This window comes from Thermosynechococcus sp. JY1331, from assembly GCF_031583475.1.
In the GTDB taxonomy this organism is placed as follows: Bacteria; Cyanobacteriota; Cyanobacteriia; order Thermosynechococcales; family Thermosynechococcaceae; genus Thermosynechococcus.
This window is the reverse complement of sequence record NZ_CP134180.1, coordinates 181,118-206,021: the sequence shown is the minus strand read 5'-3', so window position 1 is coordinate 206,021 and position 24,904 is coordinate 181,118. Positions and strand designations below refer to the sequence as shown.

The 24,904-nt window shown below is 53.5% G+C and carries 18 protein-coding genes; 10 read left to right on the top strand and 8 right to left on the bottom strand.

What is annotated here, in order from left to right; genetic code table 11:
- Nucleotides 1-119 precede the first annotated feature (119 nt).
- From RHJ31_RS00950 to RHJ31_RS00935, 4 genes are all read left to right on the top strand, one after another.
- A complete protein-coding gene (locus RHJ31_RS00950) occupies nucleotides 120-1,127 on the top strand; it encodes a radical SAM protein (protein ID WP_302677028.1) in 1,008 nt (335 codons plus the stop codon).
- Nucleotides 1,048-2,412 (top strand): glycosyltransferase family 2 protein, encoded by a 1,365-nt coding sequence (locus tag RHJ31_RS00945; protein WP_302677027.1) that lies wholly within the window; start codon nucleotides 1,048-1,050, stop codon nucleotides 2,410-2,412. The genes RHJ31_RS00950 and RHJ31_RS00945 overlap by 80 nt, the downstream gene beginning before the upstream one ends.
- A gap of 80 nt (nucleotides 2,413-2,492) precedes the next feature.
- Nucleotides 2,493-3,539, top strand: coding sequence for a PstS family phosphate ABC transporter substrate-binding protein (locus RHJ31_RS00940; protein WP_302677026.1), 1,047 nt, complete (start codon nucleotides 2,493-2,495; stop codon nucleotides 3,537-3,539).
- Nucleotides 3,540-3,548: 9 nt separating this feature from the next.
- Nucleotides 3,549-5,039: a hypothetical protein gene (locus RHJ31_RS00935; protein ID WP_302677025.1), complete on the top strand. Its 1,491-nt coding sequence runs from the start codon at nucleotides 3,549-3,551 to the stop codon at nucleotides 5,037-5,039.
- A gap of 1 nt (nucleotide 5,040) precedes the next feature.
- Here RHJ31_RS00935 and RHJ31_RS00930 read toward each other — a convergent pair whose 3' ends face one another.
- The 6 genes from RHJ31_RS00930 to RHJ31_RS00905 form a co-directional block, all read right to left on the bottom strand.
- Nucleotides 5,041-5,871, bottom strand: coding sequence for a Tab2/Atab2 family RNA-binding protein (locus tag RHJ31_RS00930; protein ID WP_302677024.1), 831 nt, complete (start codon nucleotides 5,869-5,871; stop codon nucleotides 5,041-5,043).
- 176 nt (nucleotides 5,872-6,047) lie between these two features.
- Nucleotides 6,048-7,061 carry a cytochrome d ubiquinol oxidase subunit II gene (gene cydB, locus RHJ31_RS00925; protein WP_206200665.1) on the bottom strand — a complete coding sequence of 338 codons (1,014 nt, stop codon included), beginning with the start codon at nucleotides 7,059-7,061 and terminating at the stop codon, nucleotides 6,048-6,050.
- 11 nt (nucleotides 7,062-7,072) lie between these two features.
- Nucleotides 7,073-8,518 carry a cytochrome ubiquinol oxidase subunit I gene (locus RHJ31_RS00920; protein WP_315862968.1) on the bottom strand — a complete coding sequence of 482 codons (1,446 nt, stop codon included), beginning with the start codon at nucleotides 8,516-8,518 and terminating at the stop codon, nucleotides 7,073-7,075.
- A 102-nt stretch (nucleotides 8,519-8,620) separates the two neighbouring features.
- On the bottom strand, nucleotides 8,621-11,491 hold the full coding sequence (gene gcvP, locus RHJ31_RS00915) for an aminomethyl-transferring glycine dehydrogenase (protein WP_302677022.1): 2,871 nt from the start codon (nucleotides 11,489-11,491) through the stop codon (nucleotides 8,621-8,623).
- A 231-nt stretch (nucleotides 11,492-11,722) separates the two neighbouring features.
- Nucleotides 11,723-12,598 carry a class I SAM-dependent methyltransferase gene (locus RHJ31_RS00910; protein WP_302677021.1) on the bottom strand — a complete coding sequence of 292 codons (876 nt, stop codon included), beginning with the start codon at nucleotides 12,596-12,598 and terminating at the stop codon, nucleotides 11,723-11,725.
- 164 nt (nucleotides 12,599-12,762) lie between these two features.
- The gene (locus RHJ31_RS00905) at nucleotides 12,763-13,401 is read right to left on the bottom strand and encodes a class I SAM-dependent methyltransferase (protein WP_302677020.1); all 639 of its coding nucleotides are present in this window, start codon (nucleotides 13,399-13,401) and stop codon (nucleotides 12,763-12,765) included.
- A 147-nt stretch (nucleotides 13,402-13,548) separates the two neighbouring features.
- On the opposite strand from RHJ31_RS00905, the gene RHJ31_RS00900 reads away from it, so the two are divergent.
- From RHJ31_RS00900 to ctpA, 3 genes are all read left to right on the top strand, one after another.
- Nucleotides 13,549-14,988, top strand: coding sequence for a TolC family protein (locus tag RHJ31_RS00900; protein ID WP_302677019.1), 1,440 nt, complete (start codon nucleotides 13,549-13,551; stop codon nucleotides 14,986-14,988).
- Nucleotides 14,988-15,851, top strand: a complete 864-nt coding sequence (truB, locus tag RHJ31_RS00895) for a tRNA pseudouridine(55) synthase TruB (protein ID WP_302677018.1) — start codon at nucleotides 14,988-14,990, stop codon at nucleotides 15,849-15,851. Before RHJ31_RS00900 ends, truB begins: the two co-directional genes overlap by 1 nt.
- A gap of 65 nt (nucleotides 15,852-15,916) precedes the next feature.
- Nucleotides 15,917-17,155 (top strand): carboxyl-terminal processing protease CtpA, encoded by a 1,239-nt coding sequence (gene ctpA, locus RHJ31_RS00890; RefSeq protein ID WP_302677017.1) that lies wholly within the window; start codon nucleotides 15,917-15,919, stop codon nucleotides 17,153-17,155.
- Here ctpA and gor read toward each other — a convergent pair.
- Both gor and pipX read right to left on the bottom strand, forming a co-directional pair.
- A complete protein-coding gene (gor, locus tag RHJ31_RS00885) occupies nucleotides 17,142-18,527 on the bottom strand; it encodes a glutathione-disulfide reductase (RefSeq protein WP_302677016.1) in 1,386 nt (461 codons plus the stop codon). The genes ctpA and gor overlap by 14 nt on opposite strands.
- A gap of 47 nt (nucleotides 18,528-18,574) precedes the next feature.
- Complete coding sequence (gene pipX / locus RHJ31_RS00880; protein WP_302677015.1) at nucleotides 18,575-18,856, bottom strand: transcriptional coactivator PipX; 282 nt, start codon at nucleotides 18,854-18,856, stop codon at nucleotides 18,575-18,577.
- A gap of 159 nt (nucleotides 18,857-19,015) precedes the next feature.
- On the opposite strand from pipX, the gene RHJ31_RS00875 reads away from it, so the two are divergent.
- The 3 genes from RHJ31_RS00875 to RHJ31_RS00865 all read left to right on the top strand — a co-directional run bounded on the left by RHJ31_RS00875 (nucleotide 19,016) and on the right by RHJ31_RS00865 (nucleotide 24,896).
- Nucleotides 19,016-20,125 (top strand): S49 family peptidase, encoded by a 1,110-nt coding sequence (locus tag RHJ31_RS00875; protein WP_302677014.1) that lies wholly within the window; start codon nucleotides 19,016-19,018, stop codon nucleotides 20,123-20,125.
- Nucleotides 20,125-20,847 carry a tRNA (guanosine(37)-N1)-methyltransferase TrmD gene (gene trmD / locus RHJ31_RS00870; protein WP_302677013.1) on the top strand — a complete coding sequence of 241 codons (723 nt, stop codon included), beginning with the start codon at nucleotides 20,125-20,127 and terminating at the stop codon, nucleotides 20,845-20,847. Before RHJ31_RS00875 ends, trmD begins: the two co-directional genes overlap by 1 nt.
- A 251-nt stretch (nucleotides 20,848-21,098) precedes the next feature.
- On the top strand, nucleotides 21,099-24,896 hold the full coding sequence (locus RHJ31_RS00865) for an EAL domain-containing protein (protein ID WP_310445714.1): 3,798 nt from the start codon (nucleotides 21,099-21,101) through the stop codon (nucleotides 24,894-24,896).
- Nucleotides 24,897-24,904 lie beyond the last annotated feature (8 nt).

Here is a 24,904-nt window from a genome sequence, read left to right as displayed (position 1 = left end):
CTGTTCAGCAACTCAAACTCTGATGAAGTTTTGTCTAGAAATTTTTCAATTGCTTGCATAAACTCATTGACTGCTTTATTCATTTTGGCCTTGCTTGAATTCGTTAAGGAAGAGACTCAATGCGTCCACTGGTTGCTAACTACTACCTGACCTACCGCTGTAACGCCCGCTGCCACTTTTGCGACATTTGGGCACTGGAACCGGGCAAAGAAGCTGATTTTAGTGCCATCCAAACCAATCTCCGCGATTTGAAACGTTTGGGGGTCAAATATGTGGACTTTACGGGGGGTGAACCGCTGCTGCGTGCTGATGCCCCAGCCATCTACCGTGAAGCCAAGCGTCTGGGTTTCATCACCAGTATGACGACCAACACGATTCTCTACCCCCGCCGTGCTAGGGAAATTCAGGGCTTGGTGGATTTCTTGAACTTCTCCCTCGATGGGCCTGATGCGGCCACCCATGATCAGTCGCGGGGCGTGAAAATTTTTGACACGTTGGTGGAGTCCGTCAAAATTGCCCTTGAGCTTGGTGAATATCCAGTGCTGAATCACACCGTCACTGCCCAAAATTATGAACGGATTGGTGAGGTGGCCGAATTTGCCCAAAGTCTAGGGGTACGGGTTTGGTTGAATCCCGCTTTTACCGCCCATGAACACTACAACGACAAGAAGAACCCCACCCCTGAAATTGCCGACCACATTGAACAAAATGCGAAGAAGTATAACAATGTTGGTTACAATAAGGCAGCATTAGCCCTCATCCGTGCGGGGGGAAACCATACCCAAAATCCCCGTTGCAAGGCGGTGGATGCAGTCATTGCCATTTCCCCCAACGATGAGTTGCTGCTACCGTGCTACCACTTTGCGCAGAAGGGAGTCCCCATCAATGGTCGCCTGTACGAGCTGTACAAGTCCTCCGAGGTGGTAGAGGAGTATCGCCGCTCCCAAGGCCGACTCTCCGTCTGCGAAGGCTGCACAGTGTGGTGTTATCTCATTCCCAGCTTCTTTAAGGGAGTGGATAAGTACTGGTTTCTCAATCAGGTGACCTATGCCGGAGAATTCCTGGCCCGAAAACAGTTTCTACAACGAAGCCGATCCCCTCGACGAACTCCTGTCGGAGTGGGTTGATGCCCCAGAGAGTCCTCCATTACAACCGCGTTCTGAGGGTCGCCGTCGCAAGGCTTTCCTAGCGCTTTCTCTGATTTGGGGGAGCACGATCGCCCTGCATCTGATTGTGGGTGGCATTTGGCTGATCTATGCCCTAACGCTGCTAATGAGCTTGCAAACACTGCGCTACTGGCGAGCCAAGCCACAAACGCTACCTGCATTAGAGGCCACAGAAAGTGTGCAGCCAATGGTGTCTTTGGTGGTAGCGGCGAAAAATGAAGAGGCGGTGATTGGTCGCCTCGTCAAAAACCTTTGCCGCTTGGATTATCCCCACTACGAGGTGTGGATTATTGATGACAACAGTAGCGATCGCACCCCCGATATTTTGAGTGAACTACAAAAGCAATATCCTCACCTCAAAGTGCTGCGGCGGCTGCCGGGGGCGGGCGGGGGTAAGTCCGGTGCCCTCAATCAAGTCCTGCCCCTGACGCGGGGGGAGATTATTGGTGTCTTTGATGCCGATGCCACCGTCCCTCAAGATTTATTGCAAGAGGTGGTCAACCGCTTTCAGGTGGCCAGCGTTGGCGCGGTGCAAGTGCGCAAAGCAATTAGTAATGCCGACATCAATTTGCTGACCCAAGGCCAAGCGGCAGAAATGATCCTCGATGCCTACTATCAACAGCAGCGGGTCGCCTGCGGGGGTATGGGGGAATTGCGGGGCAATGGCCAATTTGTGCGGCGGCAAGCTCTAGAGCGCTGTGGCGGCTGGAATGAAGAAACCATTACTGACGATCTGGATCTCAGTCTGAAGCTGCATCTCCATGGCTGGCAGATTGACGTGCTGATGAATCCAGCGGTACAGGAGGAGGGGGTGACCACACTCGTGGCGCTGTGGCACCAACGCAACCGCTGGGCTGAAGGGGGCTATCAAAGCTACTTGGACTACTGGCAACCGCTGCTGCGCAATCGCCTTGGCTGGCAAAAAAGTTGGGATGTGCTCTGCTGGTTTTTGCTCAAATACGCCATTCCCACGGCCACAATTCCCGACCTGCTGATGGCTCTACTGCGTCACCGCAGCCCGATGCTAGTACCCCTGACGACACTGAGCTTTACGATTTCGATGGTGGGGATGTTGCGGGGCATTCCGCAGGCACAATCGGTGAGCATCTGGCAACTCTTTTGGCAAAGTTTGCGGGGAACCCTCTATATGCTCCATTGGTTACCAGTGGTGAGTACGACGACGCTGCGTATGGCCGTACGGGCGAAGCGTCTCAAGTGGGTAAAAACCGTGCACCACGGCGTCTAAACCTAAACATTGGCTAAAAAAAGATCCGTGCGGGGACAACCTTGAGCTAGGCTAGGGTCAGAGTTTTGACTGATTCTGCCATGTCTCGCAATAGCAACCTGCTGCCTTTGCTGGTGTCTCTTGTCCTCACCTGTGGTCTATTGGGGGTGGGGGCGGTGCTCGTGGTTCGGTTACTGGGCAATCAAAATCCCCTTGAACAGGTGACTGAAAACTTGGGGGTACCCCAGAGTACGCCAGAGATGGCGGCTGCGAATTTCAGCGATGTCAGCAATGTTCCCAGTGGTACGTTTCAATACGGGGGCAGTACGACGTGGGCACCGATTCGCCGCGATGTCGATCCCCTGATTCAGTTAGCTTGGCCGAATTTTCGCCTGCGCTACACCAATCCCCCCACCGGCACGCCAGGCTCAGGCAGTGGCATTCGCATGGTTCTCAATAATCAACTTGCCTTTGCCCAGTCCTCGCGCTCCCTCAATCCACAGGAGCGGCAGCAGGCGCAGAGCCAAGGGATAAAATTGCTGGAACTACCGGTGGCGATCGATGGCATCGCGATCGCTGTCAATCCCAACCTCCAGATTCCTGGCCTCACGGTACAGCAAGTGGTTGATATTTATACCGGAAAACTCACGAACTGGAGCCAAGTGGGCGGTCCGAATCTAGCCATTACTCCCTTTTCACGGCGGCTGGAAGATGGCGGAACGGTAGAGTTTTTCGTCCAAGATGTCTTGGGGAACCAGCCATTCAGTCCCAAGGTGGTGATGGTGCGGGATACCACAGATGCCCTACGGCGGGTGGGGGCGACCCCCGGCGGCATTTACTATGCCTCGGCACCGGAAATTGTTGGTCAGTGTAGTGTGCGACCCTTGCCCTTGGGACGGCAGCCCAATCAGTATGTTCCCCCCTATCAGGAGCCCTATGTGGATCCGTCTCAATGTCCACAGCGACGGAATACGCTGAACTATCGCGCCTTTCAGGAGGGCAGTTACCCCCTCACCCGTCGTCTGTTTGTCATTACTAAGGATGACAATAGCCCGGATGCCCAAGCCGGTCGTGCCTATGCAGACCTGTTATTAACGGATCAGGGTCAAGCCGCAATTGAAAAAGCCGGCTATGTCCGCTTGCGCTAGAGGAGCCAGATGTTTGATAAACCATTGAATCGAACCTATGAGCGGATCATGGTGGCCATTGCCAGCACCAATTTTCTGTTGGTGCTCTTTGATCTCACCTATATTCCCCTACGGGACTTCTGGCTTTTGGGAAAGGTCCGCATTCCCCTGATTCAGCGGGTGATTTATCTGCCCCAGCCCTTGCCGATGACTGCCCTTTATGACCCCATTAAGGGAATCGAACCCCACCGGACAACGGAGCGGTACATCAACACGGTCAACCAACTCCGGCAAACGATTACCACTGAAGGGGTGGATGCCGCGGCGACGCAAGCACTCCTAGCTCAGTTGCGCGAGCAGAGTAAAACCATGGTAGACACCGACCCCTTTGCCCTTGCCAATAAAACCGGCACCCTTGAGCGAATCAAGAACCTGATGCGGTTGCGGGTCTTTGGCGATCGCAATGCCTCCTCTAAACAGTCCTTTGAGCGCTTTTGGAGTCCGGAGTACATCAATGAACGGGACTGGCAGACCAGCCTTGCTTGGTTTGAGGCGCAGATCATTCCCCTGATGGCTACCAACTATTGGCGCCGCTACGGTGAGGATGGAAATTTTATTGACCGCTTTGATGCCATTGATCTTCCCTTCACTCTCCTGTTCTTTGTTGAATTTTTGGGGCGGACGTTTTGGCTGAGTCGCCAGTATCGCGCTTATCACTGGCGAGATGCCATGTTTTGGCGCTGGTATGATGTGCTTCTCTTTTTTCCCTTTTGGTGGTTGGCACCGACGTGGGCATGGCTGCGGATTATCCCAGTGACCATTCGCTTGGATCAAGCGGAGATTATCTGCCTTGATACCCTTGAGCGGCAGGCGTCGCAGGGGGTTGTGGCAGCGATCGCCACCGATATTTCGGAAGTGGTTGTCCTGCAAGTCCTCACCCAACTGCAAAAAGCAATCCGTCGCGGCCAATTGAGTCGCTGGCTACCGCGTGTCTCTGGCGGCCAAGGGAGCAAGACGCTCAATGACATTGATGAACTGGGGGAACTGGCAGCCTTAGTTGTGCAGGTAGTCATTTACCGCGTGATCCCCCAACTGCGACCAGAAGTGGAAGGCTTAGTGGCCTACAGTGTCGATCAAGTCCTACGGCAAGCGCCCCCCTATCGGCGGTTATTGGAAATTCCATCCCTTGAGGCCTTACCGCGCCACTGGCACCAATCCCTTGCCAAGGAGATTAGCGATCGCCTCTTTCTGCTATTGGAGCAAGCGAGCAAACACCAAGGCAATCCACCCCGCGAAGGCGCATTACTGGCGAGTCAACTGGCGCAAAAATTTGGCCAAACCCTGACTGCCGAACTCCAAGAGGAACAGGTGGGCAAGGTGATTCAAGATCTGTTGGTGATGTGGCTAGAGGAAATCAAAATTAATTTTGTGCGCCAGACCCACATTGAAGGCATTGAAACGGTTTTGGATGAAACCCGTGCCCTGCAGGAAAGCTTAGAACAGGGACGGCTCAAACCTTAGGCTATTCAAGAGGTTGGAGCAGCCAGAGAGCCGTGTAGGTGGTGTCATTGGGAGTCGGTTGAATGAGGAGAAAGTGCAGACCCTGAGTGGAGCGCAGGCGATCGCGAAACACTTCCCCTGCCCGAGCAATGTCAGTATCTTCAAACGTCAAAAAGACCCAGCGATCGCGCAAGCCACTGTGCAACACCACCCCACAGGGTCGCCCCGGCACAAACTCTAAGCGATAGGGCACCTGCTCTTGGAACCACCGCGCCAGCTTCAGGGACTTGCGACCGCCATAGAGAATAATGCCTGGAATCAGCGTATCGGGAGCCAAGCCCAAAGCCTCTGGCAACATTGCCATTTCAAAGGCCAGAATCCGCAGTGGATATTGCATCAGTTGTGCCAAGTCGGGGGGGGTAATTGCTGCAAACTGCCAAGAATCTCCCCAAATATCATCGGGCAGGGGCAATGGCGGCGGCTGCTCAATGGCCAATGGATCATAGGCTTCACCGGTGTAGGTTTTCAGGCTTTGGTATTCCTGAGTGCGTTGGCACAGGTAGTGCTTCAGAGCCGGAGTGCGGCGGGTGGCTTCGAGGGGAAGGTTGAGTTCTTGGCAAGCCACTTCCACGAGGCCTAAACTCTGGGGACGAAAAACCTGCACTCGCTGCGGCAGGGGCTGCCCGCAACTTTTAAACTCTGTGGCCAGCCATGAACTGCTCACGAGGGGTTCTGGGCAAAAAGCCGTGTAGTAAAAATTTTCCTCAGGGTCACAAATCACAAGTTCCCACAGATCAAGACCACTGGGGGTACGCAACGGCCGACGGTAAAGGTCAACTTGCCAACAGGACATGGACGGAAATGAGCAGCAAAGGAAGTTAACAGCCTTTTCACAACCATTGAAAGCCGCTAAGCTTGCCGCTAATTCTGCTGATGCGTCCTCAAGCGAGAGAAAAAGGCTATCTGTTGCTATTGTGCCTTGTTTTGCCTCCTCTGCTAGGGTGTTTTAGGCCTGAATTTTTTCAATACCTAGGCCACAACTTTGCCACGAAACACTAAGTAATTGTAGAGATTGTAGGCCAGCATAATTGGAATTAAGAAAGCGACGAAAATCAGCATAAAGACTTGAGCGCTAGGAGAGGCAGCGGCTTCGTAAATGGTGACGCTGGGGGGAATGATGTTTGGAAAAATGACAAAGCCCAAGCCAATAAATGACAGGAGAAACAGTAAAAACGTCCACACTAAGGGCATGACTTCTTCCCGTTTTTGTAAACTACGCAGCAATAGAAAAATCAGCAAGATACCCAAAATGGGAATGGCGGCAAAAATGTAGAACAGCGGTGGCTGAAACAGTTGGGCACGCAGGTGCTCATGGAAAATGGGGGCGCTAATGGTAATCAACACAGCACCGATAAACGTTGTCCAAGCTGCAATCGTGGCCGTGCGGTAGTGGGTTTGCTGCAACTCACCCGTGGTTTTGTAAATCAGATAGGTTGACCCAATCAGCACATAGCCCTGAATCAGCGTCAGTGCCACTAACACCGAGTGCCACGTCAACCAATCCCACATGCCTCCAGCAAAGTGACCCGCAGCATCTACTTTGATGCCCTCAAAAACAGTGCCCACCGCAAAGCCCTGCCCCAAGGCAGCCAAAAAACTGCCAATGCCAAAGGCAAGGTTCCACACCCGTTTATTATTGGCATTCTCGCGAAACTCAAAGGACACTGCCCGCAAAATTAGCCCCACCACCATAATCACTGCGGGTAGGTAAAGGGCATTGAGGATGGTGGCATAGGCCAAGGGAAAAGCACCAAACAGCGACCCCCCCATCAGCACCAGCCATGTTTCATTGGCATCCCAAACATTGCCAAGGCTGGTCATGAGGATATTGCGGCGCCGTTCGTTACTGCTGGTGAGAGAAAGAATGCCAATGCCCAGGTCAAACCCATCTAGGAGAATGTAGAGAAAGAGAAACAACCCTAGGATAAAAAACCATACCTGCGGCAAAAAGTGCTCCAAGGGTGCAAGGGGATTCGGTTCCATGGTGTACTCCCTTATTGTTGAGTTTCTAGGGGACGGCGATCCGGTTGGTGCTCTGCTAGTTTGATGCGGATTTCCAGTTGTTCAGCATTGTGCAGCCCCGGCACCGGCAAGGCAACATTGGGGCCTTTTTGGATGATGCGACTGCCAAAGAAGAGGGCAGCAAAGAAGAAAATGGTGTACAGGGCAACCAAGCCACTAAGGGAAAAGAGCACCACTTGGGGCGGTAAATTGGAGGCCGCTTCTGCCGTCCGCAACTGGCCATAGACAATCCACGGTTGACGCCCGACACAGCGGACAATCCAACCGGCTTCGACGGCAAGGTATCCCAAGGGTCCTGCAAAGATCCAGCCCCACCAGAGCCACTGGTAATTGCGTAGGCGATCGCCCTCGAGGCCTGTGCGCCACCAGACAAAAACGGTGACGATCGCGAGAGCCGCGAGGTACAGACCAATGGCCACCATCAGGCGAAAAGAATAGTAAATCAGGCCAATCAAATGGGGGCGATCGCTAGCGTTCCACTCCTTCAAGCCCAAGATCGGTGTGTCTAACTGCGGTTTCAACTCCAGTAGGTAGCTCAGCAGGCCAGGAATTTTCACTTCCAAGGTATTTGCTTGGGCGGCCTCATTGGGTAAGGCAATCACACTCCAATCGGCAGGGGTGCCTGCGGGTATCGTTTCCCACAGGGCTTCCATGGCGGCTAATTTGGCGGGTTGGTAATGATAGACCTGCTCAGCACTGAGGTGGCCAACAAACACCTGTAGGGGAGCAATCACCAAGGCCATCACCAACACCACCTTCAGGGATTTGGTGAAGAAATTGGGCAGGCGATTTTGCAGTAGATACCAAGCACTAATGCCGCCAATAACAAACAGCGAGGTTTCTAGGGTGGCAAAGAACATGTGGAAAAAACTCTTGACCATAAAGGGGTTGGCAATGGCTTGGAAGTAGTCTTGAACGCGGAACTTACCCTCGACAAAGACGCCCCCCGCTGGTGTCTGGAGCCATGAGTTGGCCGAGAGAATCCAGAAGGTGGAGAGATTGGCACCAAAGGCGACACAGATGGTCGAAATCCAGTGCATCACTGGCGGTACCCGTTGCCAGCCAAAAATCATAATGCCCAAGAAGCTGGCTTCCAGCATGAAGGCCATGGTGCCCTCAAACCCCAAGACAGTGCCGAAGAAATCCCCCACTGCTTCCGAGAAGGGTGCCCAGTTGAGGCCAAATTGAAAGGCCATGGGCAACCCCGAAGCCACGCCAATACCAAAGTTGAGGATGTACAGCTTTGACCAAAAGCGAGCATGGTGATAGTAGGTCAGGTTCTTGGTTTTCAGCCATAGCCCCTCAATGACCACGAGGTAAATACTCATGCCCGTCGTCAAGACCGGCCAGAGCATATGGAAAATGGCCGTGAGGGCAAATTGCCAACGGGAGAGAACAATGGTATCGAGGCTATCCAGTGTCATAACACCACCCTAGGGGTTGATCTGCCTTACTTTTAGCAACCCCTTTTTGGCTTCGACAAGGCAAATCGGCAACTGCCGCAAAAATTTCAGCTTTGCTTAAGACTCTGGTGAAGTGATGGGCACTGAGCAACTACACACGAGGTGGCGATCGCCATAGGCATTGTCAATGCGGGCAACCGCTGGCCAAAATTTGTACTCCCGCAGCCAAGGGGCGGGGTAGGCAGCCACTTGCCGTGAATAGGGGTAAGGCCATGGCTCTGTGGCCAGCATCAGGGCGGGATGGGGGGCATTTTTCAGGGGGTTTTGCTGGCGATCGCTGACGCCCGCCTCAATTTCAGCAATTTCGGCGCGAATGGCAATCATCGCCTCACAAAAGCGATCCAATTCCGCCTTGGTTTCACTTTCTGTCGGTTCAATCATCAGCGTGCCTGGCACCGGCCAAGAAATGGTGGGGGCATGGAAGCCATAGTCCATCAGCCGCTTGGCAATATCTTCTACCTCAATTCCCGCGGATTTTTTCAGCGGACGCAGATCGAGAATACACTCGTGAGCCACCAAACCGTGGGCACCTTTGTAGAGAACCGGGTAGTAGGGTTCAAGGCGTTTGGCAATGTAGTTAGCATTGAGGATGGCAATTGCGGTGGCGCGTGTCAACCCCACCCCCCCCATCAGGGTAATGTACATCCACGAAATCGGCAAAATACTGGCACTGCCCCAAGGGGCGGCAGTCACCGGGCCAATTTCCGATCCTTGGGGAATCAGCTGCGTGGTTGGCAAGAAGGGGGCTAAATGCGCCTTGACCCCGATGGGTCCCACCCCCGGCCCACCGCCGCCGTGGGGAATACAAAAGGTTTTGTGGAGGTTGAGATGGCAGACATCGGCACCAAAGTCCGCCGGACGGCACAGCCCCACTTGGGCATTCATATTGGCACCATCCATATAGACTTGACCGCCGTAGCGATGGATGATCTCACAAATTTGGCGAATTCCCGTTTCAAAGACGCCGTGGGTCGAGGGATAGGTGATCATCAAGGCCGCTAGGCGATCGCCATAGGTTTCGGCCTTGGCCGCCAGATCCGCCACATCAATATTGCCTTGGGCATCGCAATTGACTGCCACCACCTGCATGCCAGCCATGACCGCACTGGCAGGGTTGGTGCCATGGGCAGAGGTGGGAATCAAACACACATTGCGCTGGCTTTCGCCGCAGCTGTGGTGGTACTGGCGAATCACTAGGAGTCCCGCATATTCCCCTTGGGAACCGGCATTGGGTTGTAGGGAAATGGCATCAAAGCCGGTAATTTCTGCCAGCATTGCCTCTAGCTCACGGAACAGCTGCTGATAGCCTTGGGCTTGCTCGGCAGGGGCAAAGGGATGCAGTTGATTGAATTCTGGCCAACTGATGGGCAGCATTTCCGCCGTGGCATTGAGCTTCATGGTGCAGGAGCCAAGGGGAATCATCGAGGTGGTGAGGGAGAGATCCTTGGCCTGAAGGCGGTGAATGTAGCGCAGCAGGGCGTGTTCGCTGTGGTAGTCCTGAAAGACGGGGTGCTGCAGGTAAGCAGATTGGCGTTTTAGGGTTGGCGGTAGGCGATCGCCCGCGGCAACTGCCGCAGGACTTGTGCCAAAGAGCGCCAGTAAATCCGCCACATCTTGCTCGGTGGTGGTCTCATCGAGGCTGATGCCGACACTGCCATCCTCAAAGTAACGCAGGTTGATTTGCGCCGCTGCTGCCCGCTCCTTGAGCACCTGTACTGGCAGGTTCCCCAAGCCAATGCGTAGGGTGTCAAAAAACTCAGAATGGTAGAGTGGATAGCCCGCTGCTGCTAAGCCTGCTGCTAGGGTCACTGCCCGTTGATGGATGCGCTCAGCGATTTGCCGCAGCCCCGCGGCTCCATGATAGACGGCGTACATACTGGCCACCACCGCCAGCAGGACTTGGGCAGTGCAGATGTTACTGGTGGCCTTTTCGCGGCGGATGTGCTGCTCACGGGTTTGCAGGGCAAGGCGCAATGCTTTTTGACCAAGAGCATCGTGGGAAACCCCCACTAGTCGTCCGGGTAATTGCCGCTTAAAGTCTTCCCGGATGGCAAAGAAGGCGGCGTGAGGCCCCCCATAGCCCAAGGGCACACCAAAACGCTGGGAGCTGCCGACGGCAATATCTGCCCCCAATTCTCCCGGCGGTGTCAGCAATGTCAAGGCCAGCAAATCAGTGGCCACCGTCACCAAGAGTCCCCGTTCATGGGCAGCGGCAATCAGGGCTTCGGGCGATCGCACCGCACCATCGCTGGCGGGATATTGCAAGAGCAGGCCAAAGGCATTCTCCCAAGGCAATTCACTGGCGATCGGGTCAATGGGTACAATCTCAATGCCAAGGGGCAGGGCACGGGTGCGCAGCACTGCTAGGGTTTGGGGATGGCTATCCTGCGCCACCAAGAAGCGGTTGGCTCCCTTTTGACGGCAGGCATTCAAGCTCAGCGTCATGGCTTCAGCGGCAGCCGTCGCCTCATCAAGGAGAGAGGCATTGGCAATGGGCAAGCCCGTTAGATCGCTGACAAGGGTTTGAAAGTTGAGGAGGGCTTCGAGGCGTCCTTGGGCAATTTCCGCTTGGTAAGGGGTGTACTGGGTGTACCAGCCGGGGTTTTCCAGAATGTTGCGCTGAATCACTGCCGGCGTAATGCAGTTGTAATAGCCCATGCCGATGTAGCTGCGCCAAACTTGGTTTTGCTGGGCAAGGGTGCGTAATTTTTGCAGGGCTGCTGTTTCACTGAGACCTTCACCCAGAGCGAGAGGGCGTTGCAAGCGAATTTCCGGGGGAATGACGGCAGTGATCAGCTCCTTGAGGCTGCCATACCCCAACAGGCTCAACATTTTGGGTAGATCGGTGGGCGTAATGCCAATGTGCCGCGCGACAAATTCAGCATCGGTCTCTAAGTTGATCTCCAGTTGGGGCAGTGAACTTACCATCGCTATCGCACTCGTGTTGTAAATCGTTCATATATCTTAATTCTTTCTTAATTCTTTGGGCAGGGTTTGCGGGCATGGAGAACCTGCAAGCTGCGCCTGAGGTGGTAGGTCTGCTTCAAACGTATGTCACAGCCTTTTTCCCATGAATTAAACACATTAAAATGGATAAGATCGCTGTACAATAGATTTTCACGGTTTTTATTGTATCTCAAAGTATTTTATGATTAAAATCTATTCTGAACTGTAGGATTTTATAAAGTAGCCTCTAATTGTCGCACCTAAGCGTGTGATATTTAACATAAAATTAGCGGTTCGTTTGGTCATCTTCAGAATCCAACTACTTTCCGTGTGGTGTCTAATAGTTTCATTATCAAACTTTAGAGGTGCTGCTTCCTTTCTTGGAAATAGTCTATCAAAGTCAATTCCTGTTGTTTTTATTTTTTTAGGAAAAAGAGAATGTTCAGACATTAGCTTTTTAAGAGTCTTTGGCGTGTAGTAACATAAGTGTTCTGGATAATGAATTACTGAATAGTTCTCCTGAAGAAAATACCTTGCCAACGAATTAAAGTTAGGAGTGGTGCAGTAGAAAAGACCCCCTAGGCGTAAAAAACTAGCAATCTGACGAGCAAACTCTCTAGGCTTATTGATATGCTCAATTACCTCTATAGCAATGATGATATCAAAATAATCGCGAGGAAACAGTCTTTCATTCAAATCAGTGTATTGAGCTTTGATTCCTTTGCGAATGCACCATTCTACTCCCTTTTCTGAAAGTTCAGTGCCTTCTACTTCCCAACCATTTTTCTTTGCTTCTATCAAGAAATCACCCTTGCCACATCCCACCTCAAGAATTCGATTACTCTGACGATAAATTTCAAATTCTTTGAGAAGCTCTTGATATCGTTTAAGCGTAATTGGTGAAATTGGCCTGTCTTCTGCGTAGCTATATGTAGAATAGTATTCTTTCAGTTCATTCTCTGATGGAACCCTCTCCATAAAAATAAAACCACATTCTTGGCACTTTATAAGTCTGTGTGTAGTGTAGTATCTTCTCATTTTTTGAATGTTAGAAGATTGACAAAGTAAACAATAAGAATGGGTTTTCATAGATATTTATAGACCTTCCTAAAATAGTGTTGATTATATTATACAGAGCCTTTGACCTTTCTGAGAAAGTTCAATTCTCCTGAAAAGGGTTATACTAGCATTATCTTCAGATAAATTGATACCACCATCGCTATCGCACTCGTGTTGCAAATCGTTCATATATCTTAATTCTTTGGGCAGGGTTTGCGGGCATGGAGAACCTGCAAGCTGCGCCCGAGGTGGTAGGTCTGCCGCTCCACAGTGAAGCCCTGTAACCGTAGCTGCTCAGCTAAGTCCGTTTGCAGCAGTTGCCAAGCGGTTTCCGTTTCAAAGAGCCAGAAAAAGAGGGCCATCCCCGGCCAAAAGAGGGGCACTTGGGGACGATGAAAATCAATCAGGGCAAACCAGCCACCGGGCTTGAGAACCCGCCACACTTCCGCCACGATGGCACGCAGTTGCTCCGCAGTCATTTCGTGCAGCGCCATGCTGGTGTGTACCAGATCAAAGGTGGCATCGGCAAAGGGCATCTTCTCCGCAAAGGCTTCCACATAGGTGGCTTGGGGCACGCGCTGCCGAGCACGGGCGATCGCCTTCGGGGAAGCATCTAGTCCCGTGACCTGATCAAAGGCTTGAGTTAAGGCTTGAGTCACAATGCCATGGGCGCAGCAGAGATCTAAAACCACGGCACTGCGGGGTAAGTCCAAATCTTGCCAAGCCAACCGATGCAGGCGATCGCTCCCCCCCACCGTTATTGCTGCGAGGGCACTAATGGTGTCGTAGAGCCACGGATATTGATAGCTCCAAGTGCGTAAAATGGTTGCCACAGCGCTGGATCAAGCCTTGAATTTTGCAGAATTGGAACCAGTTGAGTGTCAGTGTACCGCCTTTTTGGCAACGATTCCTTGAGAAAGGACTGTTATAGTCTTATGTGGTAGCGAGAATCCGTAGTTGTAACGGTGTCGGGAGTGAGCATGGGTCAACAATCCATCTGCCAGCAAAGCAGTCGGCTGCTGGGGAGCCTTGTGGGGGTCTTGATCACCATGAGCGGGGGGGCGATCGCCCAACCCAACCCTACGGCCACCGATCTCCTGCCCTTCAATCCCAATCCCGATCCCCTCTATCTCCCGAGTCGTCCCGATCAAGTAAAAATTGATTTGGATCGCCCCATTACCCTCAATGAAGCGATTGAACTGGCGCGGCGGAATAATCGCCAACTGCAAATCCTTGAGGCGCAACTGCAACAAAGTCGGGCGGTTCTGCGCCAAGCGGAGGCGGCTCTCTATCCCAGCATCTCCTTGCAATTGGGGATTAGTCGCACGGATTCAGCGGCGATTCGCCTGCAAAATGCCCAACTACCACCCCCCTTGCAGGCCAATCCCACCAGCAATACTTGGACCAGCACGGTGCAACTGGGCTACAACATTTTCACCTCTGGCCAACGGGATGGCAGTATCAAAGCAGCACAGGAACAGGTGCGCAATGCCGAACTGGATCTGCAGCGAGAATTTGAACAACTGCGGCAGGATGTCACCAATGCCTACTACAACATTCAACAGGCGGAGGCGCTGGTGCGCATTGGTGAAGCAGCGGTACAAAACTCCCAAATCAGCTTACGGGATGCGATCGCCCGCGAACGGGCTGGCTTAGGCACACAATTTGATGTCCTCACAGCACAGGTGCAACTGGCCAATAACCAACAGCAACTCGTGCAAGCCCAAAGCCAACTGCAAACCGCTCAACGCCAACTGGCACAGCTGATCAGTCTCAATGACAAGGTCAATGTGCGCGCCGCTGACCCCATTCGGGTAGTTGGGGAATGGAAACTCTCCCTTGAGGAGAGCATTGCCTTGGCGTTTCGGAATCGTGTGGAATTGGAACAGCAACTGACCCAACGGAATGCAGCACTGCAGCAGCGCCGGGTGGCCTTGGGGAATCTAGGGCCGCAGTTGGTGGCCGGCGGAAGTTTTAACACCCTTGATAGCCTCACAGATGGGAGGGCACCCCGTTGGGGATATACCGTTGGGGGTCAAATGAACCTGACCCTCTTTGATGGCGGGGTCTCCCGTGCCAGTGCCGCCCAGCAGGAAAGCGCTGCCGCGATCGCTGAAGCCCAGTATGCCGCCTTTCGCAACTTAATTCGCTTTCAAGTGGAGCAGGCCTACTACACGCTCAAATCCAGTCAGGAAAATATCCGCACCAATGAAGTGGCAGTGCGCCAAGCCACGGAGGGACTGCGCCTTGCCCGTCTGCGTTTCCAAGCAGGGATTGGCACGCAAGCGGAGGTGAGCAATGCAGAAACGGCTCTGATTCAAGCCCAGAGCAACCTGTTGAGTTCTACCATTGACTACAACCGAGCGATCGCTGCCCTGCAACGCTTTGTGAGTGGCTTACCCTTGACGGCAACGCCTTGATGTTTGGTTTTTTGAATCTCAATAAACCCCCCGGCTGCACTTCCCACGACTGCATTAACGAACTGCGAAAGCGGCTGCGGCTCAAGCGCATTGGTCATGGGGGCACATTAGATCCAATGGCCACAGGGGTGTTGCCGATCGCCCTTGGTGCAGCGACGCGACTCCTCCCCTATTTGAGCGATCGCAAGGCCTATATTGGCACGGTGCGCTTTGGCATCACCACAACCACGGATGACATTACGGGTGACATTTGCCAAGAACAATCTGCCAGTCACCTCACCCTTGAGGCCATTGAGGAACAGCTTCCCCAATTCATTGGCCAGATTGAGCAATATCCCCCCGCCTATAGTGCGATTCAAGTGGATGGCCAGCGGCTCTATGCCCGTGCCCGTGCGGGTGAAGTCGTGAGCGTGCCGCCGCGGATCGTTGAGGTGTACAGCATTGATGTCTTAGATTGGCAAGCAGGATGCTACCCAGTATTGACCCTGCGCATTACCTGTGGCGGTGGCACCTATATTCGCGCCCTTGCCCGCGATTTGGGGGCGGCACTGGGGGTAGGGGGAACGCTGGCAGCCCTGCAACGGATTGAAAGTGGTGGCCTGAGGATTGAGGAGAGCCATTCCCTAGAAAGCATTTCGCCAGAGCATTTACCACTGCGCCCGCCCCAAGCGGTTCTCTCACATCTACCGTGGCTTGAACTCAATGAAGTACAACTCAACGACTGGTATCATGGCCGCGCCGTGATTGGTGAGGGGCTACCGCCGGCGGAGAGGTTCGTGGGCGTCACCTTTGCCGCTACCTGTGTGGGGATCGGAGTGAGTGGGGGCGATCGCCTGCATCCCAAGGTGGTTCTCAAGGCATAACGGTGTCTTGCGAAGCATTTTTCTAGTGCTAGCTTAGGAAAAAGAAGCAATCAGCAGGTGAAGGAATGGGGGTTCGTTGGCTGCAACGTCTCACTTGTTTTTTAGTTGTCCTTGTGGGGGTCTGGGGCATTTTCCCCACTGACTCGGCGATCGCCCTAACGGAGGAACAAAAACTCTTTAACGAGGCATGGCGCATTGTCAACCAAGCCTACGTGGATCCCTCTTTTAATGGCCAAAACTGGTGGCTGGTGCGCGAAAAGGCGCTGAAACGTCCCCTACCCAATCGCGAGGCGACCTATGAGGCCATTCAAACCATGTTGGCGAGTTTAGAGGATCCCTTTACACGGCTGCTGCGCCCCGCCCAATTTCGTAGCCTGCAAACCACCACGGCTGGGGAACTCACTGGTGTCGGCTTGCAAATTAGCACTGACCCTGAAACCGGTATCCTCGAAGTCATTGCCCCGATTGATGGCTCCCCTGCTGCCCAAGTGGGGATTCAACCCCGCGATCGCATTCTTGCCATTGATGGCGTCTCCACCACCCAGCTCAGCCTTGATGAAGCCGCCGAAAGAATGCGGGGAGCCGCCGGTTCTGCTGTGCATTTGTTGTTACAACGGGGCAGTGAAGCTCCTCAAGAAATCACCCTGAAACGGGGACACATTGAGATTAATCCGGTTATGGCTGAGGTTCGCCAAGTGCAGGGACACACCATTGGCTATATTCGCCTTGGTCAATTTAGCGCTATGGCGGCCACAGAAATGCGCAAAGCCATTCAAATGCTAGAGCAGCAGGGAGCGGAGGAGTACATTCTTGATCTGCGCAATAATCCGGGGGGACTGTTGCAGGCGGGGGTGGAAATTGCTCAACTGTGGTTGGATTCGGGGGTCATTGTCTATACCGTCGATCGCCAAGGGATTGTGGATAGCCTCAATGCCAGTGGCGGTGCCCTCACCCATGATCCGCTCGTCGTCCTCGTGAATGGCGGAACCGCCAGTGCCAGCGAGATTTTAGCCGGTGCCCTGCAAGATCATGGCCGTGCTCGACTGGTGGGCGATCGCACCTTTGGTAAAGGCTCGATTCAGTCCCTCTTTAACCTCAGTGATGGCTCTGGCCTTGCGGTTACCATTGCCCACTACGAAACCCCTAATCACCACAACATCAACAAAGTGGGGATTGAGCCAGATCGGCGGGTTCTCGATGCTCCCGAGAGTCTCATGGCTATGGGTACAGCAGCAGATCCCCAATATCTGGCGGCCCTAGAGCTGCTCCACAGTCCGGTGCAAGTGGCCACTAACGCAGGGTGACAAACTCCTCCGCCGTCGAGGGATGAATGGCCATCGTGGCATCAAAGTCCTTCTTGGTGGCGCCCATTTTGAGGGCGATCGCGATCCCTTGAATAATCTCAGCCGCATGATCCCCCACCATGTGGGCACCGAGCACCCACTCCGTATTTTTCTCCACCACCAATTTGACGATCACCTTTTCATCTCGACCCGTGAGACTGTGGTACATCGGGCGAAAGGCCGCACGGTAGATTGCCACATTCTCTTCCCCCAATTTCGCCTTGGCCTGCGCCTCAGACAGCCCCACCGAAGCCGCCTCCGGCTGGGAAAACACCGCCGAGGGAATATTCTCATAGCTGAGGGTGCGCGGTAGATTACCAAATTGTGTATCAGCAAAGGCGCGTCCTTCGGCAATGGCTACGGGAGTGAGGTTGACGCGGTTAGTGCAGTCCCCGACAGCAAAAATGTGTTCTTGATTGGTGCGGTAGTATTCATCCACAGCAATGGCGACAATCCCTTGACTATTGGCCGTAAGATGCACCCCCGCCTGATCAAGACCTAGCCCCTGCAAGTTGGGCGCACGCCCCACGGCACACAGCACTGTATCAACTTTAGTTTCACAGGCTTGCCCCTGCTGTTCGTAGCGAATGCGGATATTGCCCTTCTTGGTGAGCTTCAAGCCCGTAATGTGGCACTGGGGACGGACATCAATGCCGTGGCGAATCATCCCCTCATAGACACCATCTTGAATGTCTTGATCAAAGCCGCGCAGGGGGCGATCGCCCCGCAGAAAGTGAATGACCTCCGTGCCGAGTCCCTGCATAATGCCGGCAAACTCAACACTGATGTAGCCGCCCCCAAGGATAGCCATGCGCTTTGGCTGCTTGGGCAACAAAAACATCTCCCGCGAGGTAATGCTGTGTTCAATGCCCGGCACATTGGGCTTAATCGCTTCGCCCCCGACAGCAATTAAGATTTTCGCCGCTCTCACTCGCCGTTGCACCTGTCCTTGGCGATCCACGAGTTCTAGGGTGTGGGGGTCAGCAAAGCGGGCAAAAAAGGGCAGCAGTTCGACCCCGGCTTTGGCAAGGTAGCTAATGTGCAGTTGACTGAGGCGATTTACCTCTTGGTTCACTGCTTGAATCAGTCGCTCCCAGTTCAACTTGGCTGCAACGGGGCGCCAGCCATAGCCGACAGCGTCTTCAAAGAGGTGGCTAAACTTGGAGCCATAGACCATGAGCTTTTTAGGGACACACCCCCGAATCACACAGGTACCGCCGACTTTATCCCCTTCGGCAATGGCCACCCTAGCGCCGTAGGAAGCTGCCCGCTTTGAGGCCGCCAAGCCACCGGAGCCGGCACCAATCACAAATAGGTCATAGTCGTAGCTCATCCTTGCTCCCCAAAACCTAGCCTCAGTCTAGCGAAATCTGGATCGGGTTACATGAAGGCTTGGCGATGAATCGCTTGTAGGGCTTGGTATTCAGCAGTTTTGCCAAGACGGCGCAGCGATCGCAACCGCTGTTCAATGAGCATCCGCGCATCGGTGCGACTAATAGACTCAAACGCCATCCCTGCCGGCCGTTGGCTGACAATGAAGAACAGCCGCTGTGCATACAACGTGGTAAAAAGGTGCCGATGCTCATCAATAGGGCACACCCCATAAAGCAAGCCAAAGGTGGGGTGATTGAGATACTGCTCAGCGGTCATCGAGGGTTTCATTCGTAGAGAGAACCTACCTCGCAAAAGGATCGTGACAGGTCAACACGGCAAGGGTGGCTTGTGAGGGGCAAAAACAGGAGAAAACCGCAGGGGGCGGCTAAAATAAGTAAAACATTTGACTGAAAACTTTTCAGATTATACTCAACCCTTTCCTCCTCTATGACGCGCTCCCTTCCCCCCTTTTGGCCCAGTGTGTTTCACCGCTGCGGTGTGATCTTTTTTGGCACGCTAACCTTTTTTTTCACATTGGGGGTGGTGGGCTTCAGTGCCACGATCTTCTTTGCCCTCCTCGGGGTCTTGTTGGCGCCCGCCAGTGAAACCAGTCCCTACGAGCACGTCAGCGGCAAGGAGGGCAGTCGCGATCGCATTCTCAGAATTGACATTACTGGGCCAATTCTCGGCAGCCCGCAAAACGAAGAAGATAGCTTCTTTGCGCCCCTTGTCGGTGTCACCTACGGCTATGAAGTGCAGCGGCAGTTGGCAGAGGCGGCTAAGGACGAAACGATTAAGGCTGTCTTTGTCAATATCAGCACTCCCGGCGGCACGATCTTTGGCTCGCAGGCGATCGCCGAAGGCATTAGGAGCTACCGCGCAGCCACCCAAAAACCGGTCTATGCCTTTATTGAGGGCATTTCTGCCTCCGGTGGCGTTTGGGCTATGGTGACAGCGGATCGGATCTACGCTGATCACGGCAGCATGATTGGCAGTATTGGCATTCTCGGCCCTAGTGTTTTCTACTACGATCGCCCCACCAGTCTCGATAATGGCCTATTGATGGGAGGCGTTACTGCCAACAGTATCGAAGAACGGACACTGAGCGCCGGTCGTAGCAAAGATATTGGCAATCCCTTCCGTCGCCTCACCCCCCAAGAAATTGAGGTCTTCCAAGCCGGCCTTGAACAGGAGTACAGCAAGTTTATTAATCATGTGGCGCAGGCACGGGGCATTGATCCCAGTGTTATTCGCAACAAAATGGGAGCAATGATTTTCAGTAATGAGCAGGCGCAGCGCTACCGCCTCATTGATGGTACCCGCAGCCGTCCAGACACCCTCAGTGCCCTTGCTAGTGCTGCCAAGCTCAAAGAAGGAGAGTATGCGGTCGTACGTTTTCGGCGCGATCGCTCCCCTTTGATCAATCAACTCTTTGGTGTCCAGTCACCTCCCCCAGCACCAGAAACCCAGCAGGTGTGGAAACAAGAGCAACTGTGTGCCCTCAGCCAATTGCGCGCCCTTGCCTACTATGGTTCCCTCTCTTGCCACCGCCAGTAATGCGTTTCGATATTATTACCCTCTTTCCAGAGTTCTTTGCCTCCCCCCTCGGCAGTGGCTTAATGGCCAAAGCCTTGGCACGCGGGATTGCCGAGGTCGTCCTGACGAATCCGCGTGACTTTAGTACTGATAAGCACCAGCGGGTGGATGATGAACCCTACGGGGGGGGTGTGGGCATGGTGATGAAGCCTGAACCCCTCTTTGCGGCGGTGGAATCGCTGCCCTCCTTGCCCCGCCGTGAAGTGATCTATGTCACCCCCCAAGGGCAACCCCTGACCCAACAGCACCTCTGGCATTGGTCGCAGGAGCGAGATCAACTAGTGATTCTCTGTGGTCACTATGAGGGCGTGGATGAGCGGGTCGTCGAGCATTTGGTGACCCAAGAGATCTCCATTGGCGACTTTGTTCTCACTTGTGGGGAAATTCCAGCTCTGGTGATTCTCAATGGTGTGCTGCGACTGCTGCCCGGCACGGTGGGCAAAGCGGCTTCCCTGCATCAAGACAGTTTTGAGGACGGTTTATTGGACTATCCCCACTACACTCGACCCGCAGAGTTTCGGGGGTGGACGGTACCGCCGGTCTTACTTTCTGGTCACCATGGGGAAATTGCTGCTTGGCGGCGGGCACAGCAAATTGAACGCACTCGCCAACGCCGCCCAGATCTGTATGCGCGCTGGCTGGCTCAGCGGGAAGCCACACTCAAAACCAAGGAAGGAGAATAGGAAATTACTTTATACTTCTTAAGAAAATCAGTTATAAATCAGTTATATGTCAAAAAAAAAAAAAATAATAGCAAGTACCATCGTAATTATTACGAATATGTAATCAGAAAGCTGCTGCGCTTAGCTTTAGTCAGGAGCCCCAGTAACTTCCTACGATTAATCCTATGGATAGTTTGTTCCCCACTTTCCTAAGGCCTGCCACCCCCAATGCCAGTGGCGGTGCAGATTCAGTGATCGACCGGTCAGATGGAATGGGGAAAAGTGATGGGGGGCACTACCTAACAGCAATCCTAGGGGCGTTACCAATTGCTGTGGCTCTTGCTGATCCCGCGGGGGAAATTAGCTACATTAACCCCTTTGGCCAAAGACTCTTGGCGGTGACGGATCCCCAAGCGGCGGCAGCCGACATTTGGGCAAATCTGCAGGTTTACTACTGCGGTAGCGATCGCCCCTATCCCAAGGAAGAGTTGCCCAATAGGCAAGTCCACCAGCGTTTAGAACCCTGTTCTGTGGCCGTAGATCTGCTGTTGAGCGATCGGCGATTAACCCTAGCAATCCAAGGCTGCCCCATTGTTGATCCCAGCGGCAATCTGCAGTGCATTGTGCTCACGTTTCAGGACATTACTGGGCGCCAACCTCAGAAAATACAGCCCCAAGGGCTTGCCTGTTCTTGTCAGCAGCAGCCTGATTCTAGGCAGTGTGACTCCGGCATCTTCCAAGACCAAGGTGACTTTCTTCTATCCCTGCACCCAGATACCACCATCCTATTTGCCAATGAGGCCTTTTGCCGCTTCTTTAACTGTTCTGCTGCTGAAGTCATTGGTCGCCCCTTAGGGGAGTTCGTCTGCTGTGAAGATGCCGTTTGTTTCCAAGCGCAGGTGATGCAGCTTACACCCGCTGCGCCCCTATTTACCTGCGAAAGTTGCCTACCTCATCCCCAAAAAGGGAGTCGCTGGATCCAGTGGCTGAATTCAGGGGTTTTTACGGCTGATGGTTCCCTCAGTGGGATTCAATCCGTTGGCCGAGATGTGACCACGCTCAAAAATCAACTACTGCGCGAGCAGGCTCTCAATCGTGTCATCCAAGCCATCCGCAATTCCCTTGACCTTGAAACCATCTTTGACACCGCTGTGCGGGAAATTGTGGAAATAGGGCTGGGATGGGATGCCTGTGTGGTTCGCTACCTTCCGCAAAGGCAGGTGTGGCAGCCGGTTGCTGAATATCACAGCGATCCCAATACCCCCCAGTTTCTGGGCTTTGAAATCCCAGATCAGGACAATCCCTTGGCCACACGGCTGAAGGCAGGAGAAGTGGTTGCCATCGCCGACACCTGCCAACTGACCGATGCAGTGAATCGAGCCCTTGCGGAACAATTGCCGGGGGCATGGTTACTGGTGCCTTTGATTGTTAAAGAGCGCCCTTGGGGCAGCCTGAGTTTGTTTGTGCCGCACCAAACCCATGCGTGGTCAGAAGTGGAAATCAATTTTATGCGTACCATTGCCACCCAACTGGAGGTGGCGGTTTACCAGGCCAATCTATACGCCCAAGCCCGCAAAGAACTGGCTAAACGTTCCCGTCTTGCCGCGGCATTGCGCAAGAGTGAAGAACGGTTTCGTTTGACAGCTCTTCACCTACCTGGTGCCCTGTTTCGCTATGAACAGTACCCCGATGGTCGCAATCGGGTATTTTATCTGAATCCAATGTGCGAACGTCTTTGGGGCATCCCGGCGGCGGTGGCTGCTGAGGATGGTGAAAGTTTGTGGCAGCTGGTACATCCAGAGGATCGGGAAGCCACATGGCAATCGGTTCTCTATTCTGCGGCAAATTTGACGCCATGGTTTTGGCAATGGCGCATTATTCATCCCACCAGCGGTGAAGTGCGCTGGCTAGAGGGTGCCGGACAGCCCACACTGGCGGCTAATGGGGTCGTGGTCTGGTACACCGTGATCTTGGATGTCACTGAGCGCCATTTGGCCGAAGAGCGCCTCAAGGAGCAGCAGGCCCAGCTAGAGGTGGCTATCCGTGCTTCCAAGATTGGCTTTTATTTTCATGACCTCTCTACGGGAACCATGCTTGTTTCGCCAACCCACAGAGCCCAGCTGGGCGACCTGCCTAGGACTGAAGCGTTCAGTTGCGCAGATTGGCAGGAGCAACTCCATCCCGAGGATCGCGATCGCGCCCTTGCGGCCTACGAGCAATTTCTGCGCGGTGAAGCGGACTATGACATTGATTTTCGCCTGCGCCACCACGATGGAACCTACCGCTGGTTCCACAGCAATGCCGTGTTAATTCGGGATGCCCAAGGTCGCCCCTCTAAGGTGGTGGGTACCCATATTGATATTACAGACCGCAAAGCTGCTGAACTGGCGCTGCGCGAAAGCGAAGAACGCTATCGACTGCTGGCGGAAAACATGACCGATATTGTGTGCCTTTTAGATCGGGAAGGCCGGTGTTTGTATGTTAGTCCCTCCTATGAAACCCTATTGGGTTGGTCTTCTGGGAGGCTCATTGGTCAGCATTTTACGCAGTTGTGCCATCCCGATGAGCGATCGCGGGTCAAGCAGGAACTGCAACAGATGATTCAGCAGCAGCGGTTTTGGCCCATCACCCATCGAGCCTGTACAGCGAATCGGGAGTTGCTCTGGCTAGAAACCCTCTTCAAGCCCCGCTACGACAGTCAGGGACAATTGCAACAGTTGCAGACCAGTTCCCGCGATGTCACCAGTCGGGTACAGGTGCAATTGCAGCTAGAGCATGAGGCCTATCACGATCCCCTGACAGGGTTGCCCAACCGCCTCTACTTCATGGAGCAGTTGGCAGCCACAATTGCCGCAGCTCAAAGGAATCCTGAGCTTCACTATGCCGTGCTGTTTTTGGATGTGGATCGCTTTAAGGTGATCAATGACAGCCTCGGCCATGCAGTGGGCGATCGCCTGCTCATTGCCTTTGCCACTTTGCTGCGGCGTCTCATCGAAAATAGGCATATTGTGGCTCGCCTCGGCGGAGATGAGTTTGTGATTTTGGCAACCGCTTTACCCAACTTGGAGAGTGCCATTGCTCTTTGCGAGCAAATTACCCGTTGCCTCCAAGAACCCTTGGTCGTAGAGGAGCGGCAAATTTTCCTCAGCAGTAGTATTGGTGTCGTCTTTGCCCAAAATGAGTATAAAACGGCTTTTGCTGTCCTTAGGGATGCCGATATTGCCCTGTATCAAGCGAAAGCCCACTCCACAAGACGCTACGCCATCTTTAACGCCCAGATGTACGAACAGGTGCTAGAGCGCCTCCACCTTGAACACGATCTGCGCCATGCCCTCAGCCATGGAGAACTGCAGCTGTTTTATCAGCCCTTTTTTAATTTGGCAGATCAACAACTGGTGGGCATGGAGAGCCTAGTGCGTTGGCAACATCCTGAACGCGGACTGATTCTGCCGGGTGCTTTCATCTCAATTGCTGAGGATACAGGGCTGATTGTTGACCTTGACAAGTGGGTTTTGGAGCAGGCTTGTCGACAGTTTTGGTTGTGGCAACAGCAGTTCCAAGGGGCAGCCAACTTGATCCTGAGTGTGAATGTCTCGGCCAAGACACTGAAGCACCCCAGTTTCCTCCACCACCTTAGCCGCATTCAGCAACAGTATCCCTTGGGCAGAGGACAGTTGGTTCTAGAACTCACCGAAAGCATCGCCCTTGAATTGGGCAGTGAAATGCTGAGTCTCCTAGAGTCACTGCGGGAGCGCCACATTGAAATTAGTATTGACGATTTTGGAACGGGCTATTCCTGCCTGAGTTATCTCCACAGCCTACCGATTCACCACCTCAAGGTGGATCGCGCCTTTGTCCAGCAATTGGAAGACAACCAGCGCAACCTCAAAATTACCAAGATGATTTTAGTCCTTGCTCAGGAGTTGGGCTACCGCGTTATTGCCGAAGGGATTGAAACCCGCGACCAACTGCACATCCTGCAGCGACTGGGGTGTGATTATGGTCAAGGGTATCTCTTTGCCCGACCCATGCCTGCTGAAGCACTCGCATCCCTCTTGAAAGCCCACTAAAATATTGG

Coding starts and splice junctions, on each gene's coding strand:
- RHJ31_RS00950 (WP_302677028.1), top strand. CDS start 120: ATGCGTCCACTGGTTGCTAACTACTACCTGACCTACCGCTGTAACGCC.
- RHJ31_RS00945 (WP_302677027.1), top strand. CDS start 1,048: ATGCCGGAGAATTCCTGGCCCGAAAACAGTTTCTACAACGAAGCCGAT.
- RHJ31_RS00940 (WP_302677026.1), top strand. CDS start 2,493: ATGTCTCGCAATAGCAACCTGCTGCCTTTGCTGGTGTCTCTTGTCCTC.
- RHJ31_RS00935 (WP_302677025.1), top strand. CDS start 3,549: ATGTTTGATAAACCATTGAATCGAACCTATGAGCGGATCATGGTGGCC.
- RHJ31_RS00930 (WP_302677024.1), bottom strand. CDS start 5,871: ATGTCCTGTTGGCAAGTTGACCTTTACCGTCGGCCGTTGCGTACCCCC.
- cydB (WP_206200665.1), bottom strand. CDS start 7,061: ATGGAACCGAATCCCCTTGCACCCTTGGAGCACTTTTTGCCGCAGGTA.
- gcvP (WP_302677022.1), bottom strand. CDS start 11,491: ATGGTAAGTTCACTGCCCCAACTGGAGATCAACTTAGAGACCGATGCT.
- RHJ31_RS00910 (WP_302677021.1), bottom strand. CDS start 12,598: ATGAAAACCCATTCTTATTGTTTACTTTGTCAATCTTCTAACATTCAA.
- RHJ31_RS00900 (WP_302677019.1), top strand. CDS start 13,549: ATGGGTCAACAATCCATCTGCCAGCAAAGCAGTCGGCTGCTGGGGAGC.
- truB (WP_302677018.1), top strand. CDS start 14,988: ATGTTTGGTTTTTTGAATCTCAATAAACCCCCCGGCTGCACTTCCCAC.
- ctpA (WP_302677017.1), top strand. CDS start 15,917: ATGGGGGTTCGTTGGCTGCAACGTCTCACTTGTTTTTTAGTTGTCCTT.
- gor (WP_302677016.1), bottom strand. CDS start 18,527: ATGAGCTACGACTATGACCTATTTGTGATTGGTGCCGGCTCCGGTGGC.
- pipX (WP_302677015.1), bottom strand. CDS start 18,856: ATGAAACCCTCGATGACCGCTGAGCAGTATCTCAATCACCCCACCTTT.
- RHJ31_RS00875 (WP_302677014.1), top strand. CDS start 19,016: ATGACGCGCTCCCTTCCCCCCTTTTGGCCCAGTGTGTTTCACCGCTGC.
- trmD (WP_302677013.1), top strand. CDS start 20,125: ATGCGTTTCGATATTATTACCCTCTTTCCAGAGTTCTTTGCCTCCCCC.
- RHJ31_RS00865 (WP_310445714.1), top strand. CDS start 21,099: ATGGGGAAAAGTGATGGGGGGCACTACCTAACAGCAATCCTAGGGGCG.